The sequence below is a fragment of the Pigmentiphaga litoralis genome, assembly GCF_014651835.1.
GTDB classification, from domain to species: Bacteria; Pseudomonadota; Gammaproteobacteria; order Burkholderiales; family Burkholderiaceae_B; genus Pigmentiphaga; species Pigmentiphaga litoralis.
This window is the reverse complement of the sequence record NZ_BMXQ01000001.1, coordinates 3712421-3726053: the sequence shown is the minus strand read 5'-3', so window position 1 is coordinate 3726053 and position 13633 is coordinate 3712421. Positions and strand designations below refer to the sequence as shown.

Below are 13633 nucleotides of genomic sequence, written 5' to 3'. Positions count from 1 at the left end.
CAGGTCCGGAATCTGCTGGTCCATGGCATACGATTCCGGAGTCACCCTATGAAGCCCCACCTGATCTGCCACATGCTCAGCCCCCTGGATGGACGCCTGCACGTCGAGTCCTGGGCGAAGGAAGGCAGCACCCTGTATGACGCCATGCTGGCCGAGTACGGGCGGCTGCACACCAAGTTCAACGCCGACGCGTGGCTGGCGGGCACCACCACGATGACGGAGTTTGCGAAAGGCAAGGCTCCCAAGGATAAAACCACCAAGGACAAGGCCGCCAAAGCCGCCAGGCGGGACGCCGCGCCGCCCCGGCCCTGGCATCTTGCCGACCCTTCCGCGCGCCACTTTGCGATTGCGATCGACCGCAAGGCACGCCTGCACTGGGACAAGCCGGTGGCCGACGAAGGGCATGTGGTGGTCGTGCTGGCATCAAGCGTGAGCGACGACCATCTGGCCGAACTCATGGATGCCGGTGTGTCCTACCTGGTGATGCCGGGCGACGACATCGACCTGACCAGGATGCTGAACGATCTGGGACAGCGGCTGGCCTTGAAGACGGTGTTGCTGGAAGGCGGCGCCAGAATGAACGGCGCTTTTCTGAGGGCCGGGCTGGTCGACGAGATCAGCTTGCTGCTGTGCCCGGCCATCGACGGAACGTCGGGTTCACCTGCGATTTTCGAGGCCGGGGACGATGGCTTCAAGGACTCGGTCAAGCTGGAGCTGATGTCGGCCGACGCAGTGAAGGCGGGCGCCGTTCATGTGCGCTACAAGGTCGTGAAATGACCGAGTGGTGACGTCAATCGTCAAGGCCTCGCAGCATCCGCTTTCAGCACGAACTCGGTGATCTCGGACGGCACGCCGAGCCGTACCGGGAACCCATTCCACAGACCGGTGCCATTGCTGACATACAGCGCCATGCCGCCCATGTCATATCGGCCGGACACCACGCCGCCATTGGCCTGCCGCACGATCAGGTCGAAGCCGCGGATCATGCCGCCGTGTGTGTGCCCCGATAGTTGCAGGCTGACGCCCGCGGCGGCGTTGCGCAGCATGTCGACCGGACGGTGGCTCAGCAGCACGACGGGTGCGCCGGCAGGGATACCGCTCATGGCACGACTCAGGTCGGGCGCGTTGTCCAGGCCGAAACGTGTCGCCACCATGTCGGTCACGGCGGCCACATACAACGCTTTGCCCGGCGCGCCGATCGCGGCGTGCTCGTTCACCAGCACGCGCATCCCCAGCCGCTGGAATTCGGCCGTCCATTCGGGCGCGCCAAAGTAGTACTCGTGGTTGCCCAGGCTGGTGATCACGCCATGCCTTGCCTTCAGGTCCGACAAGGGCTGGATGTCCGCACGGCGTGCGTCCACCGTGCCGTCGATCAGGTCGCCGGTGATGACGACGAGGTCGGGCGACAGCGCGTTGGTGCGCGCCACGACCTGCGTGGCCCATTCCCTGTTCATCAGCCGCTGCAGATGCAGGTCGGTCAGCTGCACCATCTTGAATCCGTCCAGCTCCGGCGGAAGGTTGCGGATCGCAACTTCCACGCGGTGCACGTCGGGTACTCGCAGCGCCTGCTGCATGCCGATCGTCGCCAGCAGCAGCGCAACGATCATGACCGCATACCGGCCCCGCGTCCGGGCGGTGCGCGACAGTGCGCGGCCTTTCCGGACTGCCCACGACACGATCAGACCGACATCGAAGAGCGCAGTCAGGACGATCATCAGAAAGAAGCCCACAAACAGCCAGCCCATGACCAGCACGAAGGGCCGTGGCATTTCGGGCGAGTACATCGTCCCGAAGGTCCAGACCTGCAGCAGGTGGTATTTGGAGACGATCAGCAGCACGACGGCCAGCACCGCGCGCCCGGCAACCGACCAGGGCAGTGGCAGGACAAGGCGCGCGACAACGTACAGGAAGGCAAGAAAGAGATTGACGTGGAACACGACGGGGCATCTGCAAGGCAGGAAGGGCCGACGATGATAGCCGCTGCGGCGGCGCACCGCCGCAGCGCCCCCTGCGTTGTTACAGCAGCTTTTCAATCCGCACGGGAAGTTCGCGGATGCGCACGCCGGTGGCATTGAAGATGGCGTTGCACACGGCGGCTGCCGTGCCGACGCAACCCAGTTCGCCAATGCCCTTGATGCCGAGCGGGTTCACTTCGCGATCGGTCTCGGCAACGAACAGCACATCGACCTTGGGCACGTCTGCGTTGACCGGAATCAGATACTCGGCCAGGTTGTCGTTCGTATAGCGCGCGTTGCGATGGTCGATCTCGGTGGCTTCATGCAGTGCCGAGCTGATGCCCCAGATCATGCCGCCCATGAGCTGACTGCGCGCGGTAATGGGGTTGATGATGGTGCCCGCGGCAAAGGCGCCGACCATTCGCGACACCCGCACTTCGCGGGTGAGCCGGTGCACCCTGACCTCGACAAATTCCGCCCCGAAGGCATATTTGACGAAGTCTTCCGCCATGCTGCCGCCGGTCATCATCAACCGGCCCTTGCGCAGCCCCGCCAGGGCTTCGGGCGGCAGGTTCTTGGGGTTGTTGCCCACCATGGCCTCGACCCCGCCGCCGGCGCGGGCTACGGCGGCAGCAAGCGGTTCGCTCTGTCCACTTGCTGCGCGCAGCTGTCCGTCCGCCAGTTGCACGCTTGCCAGGTCGCGGCGGTACAAAGGGCTTTTTTGATCGGCGATTGCGGCCGACGCAAGTTGTTCGCGGATCCGGGTGCACGCCATTGCGATGGCGTTGCTGATGCTGGCCGCATTGTTGCTGCCCCCGGCAACGGGCGCGGGTGGCAGCCGCGAGTCGCCCATGACGACCTCGATCTTGTCCACCGGAAGCCCTAGCATCTGCGCGGCGGTCTGCGCGTAGATGGTGTAGGCGCCGGTGCCGATCTCATGCCCGGCGACCTCGACTTTGGCACCCGTGTCCGACAGGCTGACCCGCGCAAAGCTGGGCGCAATCATCGAGGGATAGCAGGCCGTGGCGCAGCCCCATCCGATCTGCCAGTCGCCGTCGCGCATCGACATGGGCTTGGCGCGGCGGTGATCCCAGCCGAAAGCCTTGGCCGCGGCGTCGTAGCACTGCACAAGTGACCGGCTGCTGTAGCGGCGCTTTTCGATGGGTTCGATCTGCGCATCGTTGATACGGCGCACTTCAACCGGATCCATTTGCAGCGCAATCGCCAGTTCATCGATCGCGCTTTCGAGCGCGAACATGTAGGGCACTTCGGCCGGCGCGCGCATGAAGCCCGGCGTGTTGCGATCCGCGTGCTGCACCGTCACCTTGGTCGAGACGTTGGGGATGGCATACATGCGGGACGTCGTTTCCGTCCCGCCAACCTTGTAGCTGTCCAGACGGCTGCTGACTTCGTCGCCTTCATGCACCAGCGCGGTGATCTTGCCGTCGCGCGAGGCGCCCAGCTTGATCAGTTGCCGCGTTTCGGCGCGGTAGGTGGCAATGGTGAACCCCTGGTCCCGGGTCGCAACCATCTTGACGGGCCGGCCCAGTTTGCGCGACGCCAGCGCGATCAGGCCGGTGCGGCTCGTGGTCATGCCCTTTGCGCCAAAGGCGCCCCCGACATACTTGCTGATGATCCGCACCTTGGCGGGATCGATCCGCAGCGCCGCCGCAATCGTGTTCTGCGAGCCGACCAGAAACTGACTGGGCTCAAAAATGGTCAGCTCGTCACCCTGCCACTGCGCGGTGGTGGTGAAGAGCTCGATCGCATTGTGATGCTGGATGGGCGTCGCGTAATGGTGTTCGATCTTGACGGCGGCCGACTGCAGCGCCGCTGCCGCATTGCCCACATTGCTGTTCTTGAAACGGGGACCGTCCTTCTGCAATTCGGGGCCAAGGCCCGTCGATCCGAAGGTGGCGGTCGGCGTGCGCGCGGTGTAGCTCACGCGCAGGCGATGGGACGCATCCCGCGCCGTTTCGTAGTCTTCGGCCAAAATCACCGCAACGATCTCGCCATCGTGATGGATGTCCTCGGACTGCAGCACCGGGATCGAAGTGCTGCCGCCCTTGGACGGTGGCACGGTGTCGAGCATGCCCGCGGTATTGCGCCAGGTCAGGATATCCACGACGCCGGGAAGTGCGCGCGCTTCCTGCTCGTCCAGGGTTTCGATGCGGCCCAGTGCAATGCTGCTGGTGTGGAAGTAGGCGTACAGCGGCCGTTTGACGGTCACGTCCGATGGATATTCCGCCGTGCCGGTCACCTTGGCGGGTCCATCGACGCGCGTCACGCGCGCGCCGATACCGCCGGCGCGGGTCGCCGGATTGGGGTCTGTCAGCGTTGCCATGTCAGATTTCCTTCGCTTTGGCTTGCAGCAGCGCGCGCACCAGGGTGCGGCGGGCCAGCTCCGGCTTGTAGTCGTTATGCCCGTGCGTGACCGCGCCCCGAAGGGCCATGTCGGCAGCGGCGGACGCGCTGGTCTCGTCCAGCAGCTTGCCTTTCAAAGCAGCTTCGGCCGCCGCGGCGCGATACGGTGCGTAATGGATGCCGCCCAGTCCGATCCGCGCATCGCGCACGGTGCCATCGGCCGCCAGATCGAGCGCAACGGCAGCCGATGTCAGGGCAAAGGCATAGGACTGCCGGTCCCGCACCTTCACATACGTGGACCGGCGTGTGTACGGACCGGCAGGCACGAAGATCGAGGTGATCAGTTCGCCCGGACGCAGCGTGGTTTCGGTTTCAGGGGTGTCGGCAGACGCAAGGTGCAGTTGGGCGAACGGAAACATGCGGGGACCGTTGGGCCCGAGCACCTGGACTTCGCTGCCCAGGGCGATCAATGCCTGGGCCAGGTCGCCCGGGTAGCTCGCAATGCATTTGGACGTTGTGCCAAGCACCGCATGGATGCGGTTGACGCCTTCCATCGCGGCGCAGCCGCTGCCGGGCGCCCGCTTGTTGCAGGCGGCGTAGCTGGTGTCGCGAAAGTAGGAACACCGGGTGCGCTGCAGCACGTTGCCGCCGATGCTGGCCATGTTGCGCAGCTGCCCGCTGGCCGCCAGCGCAAGGCTTTCGGCAATCACGGGGTAGTCGCGCAGCACCACCGGATGATCGGCCACATCGGCCATGCGGGCCAAGGCGCCAAGGCGCAGGCCTCGCGCGTCGGCGTCGATGCCGCCGTGCGTCGCCGCCAGCGCATTGATGTCCACGAGTGTGCGCGGACGCATCACGTCGAGCTTCATCAGGTCGACCAGGGTGGTGCCGCCGGCCAGGTAGACGGTGGCGCCGTCGGCGCGCAGGTCGGACCCGCCCGGGGCCGGCGTGGCCGCCCTGACCGCTTCCAGTTCGTTGGCTGCCTGTTGGAATGCAAAGGGACGCATGGCTCAGCCCCCCGCCGGCGACGTCGTCGTCGCGGCCATCTTGCCCTTCGCATCGTTGATGGCGTCAACGATGTTGGGGTAGGCCGCACAGCGGCACAGGTTGCCGCTCATGGACTCGCGGATGTCGTCGTCGTTCCTGGCGTGGCCTTCGTTCACGATGGCCACGGCGCTCATGATCTGGCCGGGCGTGCAGTAGCCGCACTGGAACGCGTCGTGATCGATGAATGCCTGCTGCATCGGGTGCAGCCGGCCCGGGCTGGCCAGGCCTTCAATGGTCGTGATTTTCTTGCCCTGGACGGTGACGGCAAGTGTCAGGCAGCCCAGCACGCGTTTGCCGTCCACATGGACCGTACAGGCCCCGCATTGTCCCTGGTCGCATCCTTTTTTCGAGCCGGTCAGTTCCAGCTTTTCGCGCAAGGCGTCCAGCAGGCTGAGACGCACGTCGCCATAAAAGCGCCGGGGCTGGCCGTTGACGTCCAGCGTCATGGGCATCTGGACGGCCTGGGTGGTGCTGGCGGCCTCGCCCACAACGGGCGAGGCGGAAGCGGCCATGGGGTTGTCAGCCGCCACGGACGCACAGCCCGTCACGGCGGCAACGGACGCGGCGCCGGCACTGTAACCAAGAAACGAACGCCTGCCCGGTTTGAACTTGTCGTCGGGTTGATTCATGTGATCCCCTCTGCGGCGGCGGTCGCCGTCGCCGGAACCGTCTCGTGGAAAGGATTCAATCTACTCGACTCATCGACAGGAAATCGAGTGCCGCTTTCAATTGGAAATCACTGAGGCGGCCGCCCGGGCGTTCGTCCGGCTCTTCGGCCACCTCTGCGCCGACCTCTCAGTCCACCTTGATGTTGGCCGCCTTCACCAGCTTGTCATACTTGGCGTTTTCACTTTTGACATGAGCCGCGAACGCCTCGGGGGTCGAGCCGCGCGGAATGAAGCCCTGTTCGCTCAACACCTGTGCCACCCGCTGAGACTTGAGCGCCTTGACCACCTGTTCATGCAGCTTGTGCGTGATGTCGGCGGGCAGCTTGGCGGGACCCCACAGGCCATACCAGGACACCATGTCGAAGCCCTCCAGACCCGATTCCGCCACGGTCGGCACCTCGGGCAGCGACGGCAGCCGCTGCGCGCTGGTTACCGCCATCGCCTTGAGCTTGCCGCCTTTGACATGGGGCAGGGAGGACGGAATGGCGTCGGTCATGGCGCTGACGTGGCCGCCCATGGTGTCGGTCAGGGCGGGGCCCGTGCCCTTGTACTGGACGATGCCGATATCGAGCTTGGCCTCGTACTTGATGGCTTCTTCGGCCAGGTGGCTGGCGGACCCCACGGCGGACGAGCCGAAGTTGTACTTGCCGGGATTCTTGCGCACCAGCGCAATGAACTCGCGCAGGTTGCTGGCCGGAATGCCGGGGTAGGCCGTGACCAGCAGGGGCACGTCGCCCAGATTGGTGATCGGGGTGAAATCGCGGTTGATGTCATAGGGCAGGTTTTTCATCAACAGCGGGCTGGCCGCAAAGGTCGACGCGTTCACCAGCAGGGTGTAGCCGTCGGGCGCGGCGCGCACCACGGCTTCGCTGCCGATCGATCCGCTGGCGCCCGCGCGATTTTCCACCACGAAGGTCTGGCCCATCTGTTCGGTCAGGCCTTCGGCCACCACGCGCGCGACCGCGTCAACGGTGCCGCCGGGCGGGTAGGGCACGATGATGCGGACGGGGCGGCTGGGGTAAGCCGCGTCGGCCGCCATGACAGGCGCCATCACGGGCGCCGCGGTTGTGACGGCGCACAGCAGCGCGCCGGTGAGCAGGGTTTTGCGCTTGTTCAAGATAGTCTCCACCAGTGTTGTGGGCCCGTGCGGCCCGTTTTTCTTGTTCACGCGATCATCGGCGCGTGCGCCGGCTTTCGAAAATCCTGAGCGTGTCTTCGACCAGATCGCGTTCGATGTCGCGGGTGATGAAGACGATCCGTGTGCGGTGATCCGCGTCCGGCCACGCCCGCAGGAAGGCCGGCGGATGAAAAAGGTGCTGCACGCCGTGGATCACGACGGGCCGGTCCGGGTGTTCGATGACGTTGACGATGCCCTTGACGCGCAGCAGATCGTCACCCCGCATGCCGGCGATCATCTCCAGCCAGGTCTGCAGACCGGCCCACGACACGGGCTGGTCGCGGATGATCGAGAACGCCTTGATGTGGTCGTCGTGGCGGTTGCGGTCGTGGGTATGGGCGTGGGTATGTTCGTGCGTATGTTCGTGGCCGTGGCCGGCGTTTTGAGCGTGCTCGGATTCGTCATCGTGATGATCATGAGCCTGCTCAGGGTTGTCTTCCGCGCCATCCTCATACGCCGCCACCCGCAACCACGCTTCCACATCCGCGCCGCGCCGCGCCGGGTCATAGGTGTCATCGCCCAGCAGCGTCGCCGGATGCGCGATGGCTTGCGCGACATCCACGATGTCTGCCGCCGGGTTGATCGCGCGCAGCCGCGCCACCAGGCGGTCGCGTGTTGCGGCATCCACCAGATCGGTCTTCGTCAGCAGCAACCGGTCCGCCACCGCCACCTGCTTCACCGCTTCGGCGTGGCGATCCAGCGTGCCTTCGGCATTGACCGCATCGACCGTGGCCACCACATTCGCCAGCCGGTACATCGCGGTCACAGCAGGATCGCTCATCAAGGTGTGCAGAATCGGCGCCGGGTCGGCGAGGCCCGTGGTCTCGACGATCACACGTTCCACGGGCCGCCCGCCCGCGCCGTCGACCTCGGCACGTTGTTCGGCCAGCATCGTGAACGCGCCGATCAGGTCGCCGCGCACCGTGCAGCAGATGCACCCATTGGCCAGCAGCACCAGGTCTTCTTCGGTGCGCGCGACCAGATGGTGATCCAGGCCGACTTCGCCAAACTCGTTGATGATGACCGCGGTATGCCGCAGCGCCGGCTGCACCAGCAGGGCATTGAGCGCAGTGGTCTTGCCGCTGCCCAGAAAGCCGGTCAGGACGGTGACCGGCGTGGGCGAGGATGGAGTCGTGGTCATGTCGTGGTCCTTACCGTGCTCGCCGCCGTTCCGCCATGCAGCTTGGCAAACGAATTGAGCGTGCGTTCCAGCCGTTGCAACAGCCACTCGACCACCGCGGGCGACGCCGGCGATTCCGTATCGGCCATGGCCCGCAGCACCTTGACGATCTCGTCTTCGCCCGGCGGGTCGAACTGTACGTGCTGCAAGAGCAGGGCCAGCACGTCCGCCTGCTTGAGCCGTTCCGCCTCGGCCACCAGGTAGTCGGCGATATCGTGCTCGAAGTCCTGCAGCCGCACTGTCACCCCGCCAATGCCGCAGGCGCAACCGCCGCCCATCGATACGTGCTGGCGCGCCAGGTCTTCCCACATGCGCAGCAACACACGCGTGCGGCCGCCCGTGCCGGGTCGGACATCAGCCGGCATGATCGGCCGTGGCGCGCAGTCGGCGCGTCGCCTCGTTGTCGACCGACCCATCGGCCAGCAGTGCCACGCGGTAGATCTCGCGCGCCACCTCCGCACTCACATAGCCTTCGCGCACATCTTCTGCCACCAGCGCGGCATCGCGTTCTGCCGGGTTGCCAAAGCCGCCGCCGCCGCCCGACATCATCTTGTAGGCGTCGCCGCGCTCCAGCCGCACGTTGAAGATCTTGGCGTTGGGCATGTCCGAATTCCACTCGCCCTTCTTGCGAATCGCAATGCCGTTGCCCGCGGCCTCGCCACCGCCATGCAGGCCCCAGGGCTTGCAGTGCACCCGATCGATCCGTGTCGTGACCGAAAACGGCGACAGTGCCTGCACGATCATCTCGGCGCCCAGGCCGCCGCGCTGCCGGCCCGCGCCGCTGCTGTCGTCGCGAATCGCGTACTTTTCGACCAGCACCGGGTACTTGGCTTCCAGCTGTTCGGTCGGGCTGTTGTGCGTGTCGCCATCGTTGATGCAGACCGTGACCGATACGCCATCCTCGGACGACTTCGCGCCCCAGCCGCCACCCAACGGGCCGATGCCCACGATGAACAGCCGGCCGTCTTCGGGTGAAATTCCGTGGATGTTCGGAAACACCAGGTCGGCATGGTGACCGGCAATGACCCGATCCGGAATCGCGGTGGCCAGTGCCTTGAAGATGGTGTCGATCACCGTCATCGGGAACGTCATCCACACCCGCATCGGGAAGGGACGTTCGGCACTGATCACCGTGCCCATCGGCATGATGACTTTCAATGGACGGAAGCTGCCGTCATTGACCGGGTAGTCCGTCGGCGTCGTCAGGCATTTGTAGGCCACCTGCGCGCATGCAATACCGGTCGTGAAGCCCGAGTTGTAGAAGCCTCGCACCTGCCGGCTCACGTCCGACAGGTCGATCGTCATCTCGTCGCCCTTCTTGATCACCTTGACGCGGATCGGGATGCGCTTGCCTACCTCGACGCCGTCATCGTCCATATAGGACTCGGCTTCGTAGGTGCCATCGGGAATGCTCAGTGTGTTCTGTCGCGCAACGGCTTCGGACTGGTCCATGATCTGCGCGATCGACGCCTTGACCTCGGCCGCGCCGTAACGCTGCACCAGTTCCAGAAAGCGGCGCTCGCCGGTCGTCACGGCCGTGATCTGCGCGCGCAGATCACCCATCGCGCGTTCGGGCAGCCGCACATTCATGGCGATGATGTCGACCAGATCCTGGTTCACCACGCCCTGCTTGCGGTACTTCACGATCGGGATCTGGATGCCTTCCGAGAAGATGTCGGTGGTGACCTGGCCCAGCGTGCCGCCCACATCCAGCCAGTGCGCCATGCAGCACGTGAAGCCGATGATCTCGTCTTCATGGAACACCGGCATGGTGAACGTGAAGTGGTTCAGGTGGCTGCCGGTCGTGTACGCATCGTTGGTGACCAGGATGTCGCCGGGGTGGATGTTTTCCAGCCCGAAGTGGCGGATCTTGGCCTTGACCGTTTCCGACATCCCGCGAATGAACATGGGCAGGCCCAGGCCGATCGATACCGTGTCGCCTTCGACCGTGAACAGGCCGACCGTAAAGTCCAGCGCTTCGTAAATGATGAGGTTGTAGGCCGTCCGCATCAGGTTGGTCTTCATTTCTTCCGTGACGGCAAAGAGGCCGTTGCGGACGATCTCGACGGTGACTGGGTCGACCGTGGCGTGGGGTTGGGCAAGGACGCTCATGAACGATCGCTCCCGATGGTGAGTTGCAGGTTGCCGCAGGTATCGACTTCCAGGGTGTCCAGAGGCTGGAGCACGGTGGTCGATGCATGCTCTTCGATCAGTGCGGGACCGGTAATCCGGTTGCCACTGCAGAGCTTGTCGCGGATGTAGACGGGGGTTTCGACAAAGCCACTGCCGCGAAAGTACACGGCCTTGGTGGCGCGGATCGCATCGGCCGCAGGGGTGGCGTCACCCACCGGCACGGCATGGCGCGGCGGCTTGCGCATCGTGCCCAGCAAGGTCACGCGCAGGCTGACGATGTCCGACGGTTCGTCTGGCGCGGACGTGCCGTAGCGCACGGCATGGATCTCGTCGAAGTGGCGCTTGATGGCTTCGCGGTCTTCCTGCTCGAAAAAGGCGCGTGGCAGATCCACCGTGACCGCATGTTCCTGGCCCACGTAACGCATGTCGGCGGCACGCTCGATCACGATGCCTTCCGGCGTCAGTTCTGACGCCCCGATCGCGGCGCGGCCTTCCTCTTCCATCGACGCGTACATGGCTTCGATCTCTTCGAACGACAGGTCTTCCAGACGGCGGAATACCGACCGCACATAGTCGTAACGCAGATCGCTGAACAGCATGCCGTAGGCCGAAAAGTAGCCGGGCGCAAACGGGATCAATACCTTGCGGATCCCCAATTCACGGGCGATTGCCGACGCATGCAGGGGGCCCGCGCCGCCGTACACCACCATGGTGAAACGGCCCGCATCCAGCCCGCGTTCGGTCGTCACGGCCTTGACTGCATGCGACATGGCCGTCACCGCGATCCGCAGAATGCCATCGGCCGCCGCCACCGGTTCCAGGCCCAGCGGACCGGCGATGCGTTCGTGCATCGCCGTCATGGTGGCCGCATGGTCCAGCGGCATGTCACCGCCCAGGAAGTGATCCGGGTCGAGCCGGCCGAGCAGCAGGTTCGCGTCCGTCACGGTCGGTTCCTTGCCGCCCCGGCCGTAGCACACCGGACCGGGTGACGATCCCGCACTGCGCGGACCCACCCGCAGCGATTGGCCCAACTCGATACGCGCGATACTGCCGCCCCCCGTGCCGACCTCAAAGATATCCATCATCGGGATCTGGATCGGCAGCGCACGCTCGTACCCACCGATCAGTGCACTGCCGGTCGTCAACGGCTTGCCGTCGCTGATCACGCCCGCCTTGGCCGTCGTGCCGCCCATGTCGAACGCGATCGCATCGCCCAGGCCCAGTTGCGCGCAAATGGCCTGCGCACCGATCACGCCCGCAGCCGGTCCCGACTCCAGCATCCGCACACAATCGCGGCGCGCATGCGCCACCGGGAACAGGCCGCCCGTGGACTGCACCGCATAGAAGGCGCCGCCAAAACCGCGCTCATGCAGATGCGTTTCCAGCTCACCCAGATAGGCGGACACGCGCGGGCCGACATAGGCATTGGCCACCGCCGTCGAGGCGCGTTCGAACTCCCGATATTCCTGCGACAGTTCATGCGACGCCGTCACGAAAGCACCCGGCAACTCTTCCTGCAGGATCGCCTTCACGCGCTGTTCATGCGCGGGATTGCGATAGGAATGCAGCAGCAACACGGCCACGGCCTCGATGCCCTGGCCCTTAAGCGCCTTGGCGGTCTCGCGCACGTGGTCTTCATCCAGCTCGCGATGCAGGCTGCCATCGGCACGCAGGCGTTCACGCACTTCATAGCGCTGCGAGCGCTTGACCAGAGGCACGTGCTTGCCGAAAAACAGGTTGTACGCGTCGGGCCGATTCACCCGCCCGATCTCGTAGATGTCGCGAAAGCCCTCGGTGATCAGGAGCGCGGTATTGGCGCCATTGCGCTCCAGCAAGGTGTTGATCGCGATGGTCGATCCGTGCAGGAACAGGTAGCCATTCGCCAGGTCGACCCCTGCGCTGTCCAGCGTGTGCTGGATGCCGTTGACGAGCTCGCCGTGCGTCGACAGCGCCTTGCCGAACGACAGCTGTCCAGTCTTCTCGTCGAAGGTCGCGAGGTCGGTAAAAGTCCCGCCAATGTCCACTGCGATACGCAGGGCGGCGGAACCGGGTGTCTCCTGATTGCTCATGGCATTTCCTGTCCGGTCATCTTGGAACGCAGTCTAGGCAAGCGCTCGATATCTGAATAGACTGGCAGCGGAGATTTCAGACATGCCAAAAAACAGATATCAGGCCGGACCGGAAGCCATGGATCCCGCCGCGCTGCGCCTGTTCGTCGACGTTGTCGAGGCGGGCAGCTTCACCAAAGTCGCCGCCGCCCGGCAGACCGTGCAGTCGCACATCAGCCGCCAGATCACCGACCTGGAAACCGCCTGCGGCGCGCGCCTCTTCCGCCGCACCGGCCGCGGCGTCGTGCTGACCGAACAAGGGGAAACCATCGTCGTGCGCGTGCGCGCCTGGCTGGCCGATTCCGAGCAACTGTTCCGCGACATCCGGTCCACGTCCAGCGTGCCCATGGGCGATGTCCGCCTCGGCATCCTGCCGTCCGCCGCCCACCCCCTGCTGACGACGCTGTACGCGCGCCTGCACGACCGCTACCCGTCGATCCGATTGAACGTGCGTGAAGGACAGGGCGGCGAACTGGACACCCTGCTGGACGGCGGCGCCGTCGACATGGCGATCCTGTTCCGCTACCGGCGACCCGACAGCGCCGAAGAACGCCTGCTGGCCAGCGTCGGCACCTACCTGGTCGGGCGGCCCGGCGACGCGTTGACGCGTGCCCCGTCCATCGACTTTGCGCGCCTGGCCGGCCTGCCCCTGGTGCTGCCCCGCCGCCCCGCGCACTGGCGGGCCATGCTGGACGAAACCGCGCGCAGCAAAGGCTTCGTGCTGCAGGCAGCGGTCGAAGCGGATTCATTGACGCTGCAAAAGGAACTGGCCGCCAGCCAGCCGCTGTACGCGGTGCTGGGACCGTATTCATTCGTGTCGGAGCTGCGCGCAAAGCGGTTGCAGGCGACACCTATCGTCACGCCCAGTTTGAAGCGGCACGTGACGCTGGCCCTGCCCAAGCACGGGAAGATGACGACGGCCTGCCAGATCGTGTCGGAGATGGTGCAGGAGATCGTCAAGACGTGGGGCGGGAATCTGAGTCCGCCGCAGGAATGATGCC

Annotated in this window: 11 protein-coding genes; 2 read left to right on the top strand and 9 right to left on the bottom strand. The window is 65.2% G+C overall.

What is annotated here, in order from left to right; genetic code table 11:
- Positions 1-48: 48 nt before the first annotated feature.
- Positions 49-777 carry a RibD family protein gene (locus tag IE116_RS17020; protein ID WP_189614115.1) on the top strand — a complete coding sequence of 243 codons (729 nt, stop codon included), beginning with the start codon at positions 49-51 and terminating at the stop codon, positions 775-777.
- Between the two features lie 20 nt (positions 778-797).
- Here IE116_RS17020 and IE116_RS17015 read toward each other — a convergent pair whose 3' ends face one another.
- From IE116_RS17015 to IE116_RS16975, 9 genes are all read right to left on the bottom strand, one after another.
- Entirely contained in the window at positions 798-1937 is a 1140-nt protein-coding gene (locus IE116_RS17015; RefSeq protein ID WP_189614114.1) for a metallophosphoesterase, read from the bottom strand.
- A 79-nt stretch (positions 1938-2016) separates the two neighbouring features.
- The gene (locus IE116_RS17010) at positions 2017-4299 is read right to left on the bottom strand and encodes a xanthine dehydrogenase family protein molybdopterin-binding subunit (RefSeq protein ID WP_189614113.1); all 2283 of its coding nucleotides are present in this window, start codon (positions 4297-4299) and stop codon (positions 2017-2019) included.
- Position 4300: 1 nt separating this feature from the next.
- The gene (locus IE116_RS17005; RefSeq protein WP_189614112.1) at positions 4301-5326 is read right to left on the bottom strand and encodes an FAD binding domain-containing protein; all 1026 of its coding nucleotides are present in this window, start codon (positions 5324-5326) and stop codon (positions 4301-4303) included.
- A gap of 3 nt (positions 5327-5329) precedes the next feature.
- Complete coding sequence (locus IE116_RS17000) at positions 5330-5995, bottom strand: (2Fe-2S)-binding protein (RefSeq protein WP_229828241.1); 666 nt, start codon at positions 5993-5995, stop codon at positions 5330-5332.
- 166 nt (positions 5996-6161) lie between these two features.
- Positions 6162-7151, bottom strand: a complete 990-nt coding sequence (locus tag IE116_RS16995) for a Bug family tripartite tricarboxylate transporter substrate binding protein (RefSeq protein WP_229828239.1) — start codon at positions 7149-7151, stop codon at positions 6162-6164.
- 55 nt (positions 7152-7206) lie between these two features.
- Positions 7207-8352, bottom strand: coding sequence for a CobW family GTP-binding protein (locus tag IE116_RS16990; RefSeq protein WP_189614111.1), 1146 nt, complete (start codon positions 8350-8352; stop codon positions 7207-7209).
- Entirely contained in the window at positions 8349-8756 is a 408-nt protein-coding gene (locus tag IE116_RS16985) for a hypothetical protein (protein WP_189614110.1), read from the bottom strand. The genes IE116_RS16990 and IE116_RS16985 overlap by 4 nt, the downstream gene beginning before the upstream one ends.
- Positions 8746-10503, bottom strand: coding sequence for a hydantoinase B/oxoprolinase family protein (locus IE116_RS16980; RefSeq protein WP_189614109.1), 1758 nt, complete (start codon positions 10501-10503; stop codon positions 8746-8748). Before IE116_RS16980 ends, IE116_RS16985 begins: the two co-directional genes overlap by 11 nt.
- Positions 10500-12593, bottom strand: coding sequence for a hydantoinase/oxoprolinase family protein (locus IE116_RS16975; protein ID WP_189614108.1), 2094 nt, complete (start codon positions 12591-12593; stop codon positions 10500-10502). The genes IE116_RS16980 and IE116_RS16975 overlap by 4 nt, the downstream gene beginning before the upstream one ends.
- Before the next feature lie 82 nt (positions 12594-12675).
- On the opposite strand from IE116_RS16975, the gene IE116_RS16970 reads away from it, so the two are divergent.
- The gene (locus IE116_RS16970; protein ID WP_229828237.1) at positions 12676-13629 is read left to right on the top strand and encodes a LysR family transcriptional regulator; all 954 of its coding nucleotides are present in this window, start codon (positions 12676-12678) and stop codon (positions 13627-13629) included.
- The last annotated feature ends 4 nt before the right edge of the window (positions 13630-13633 follow it).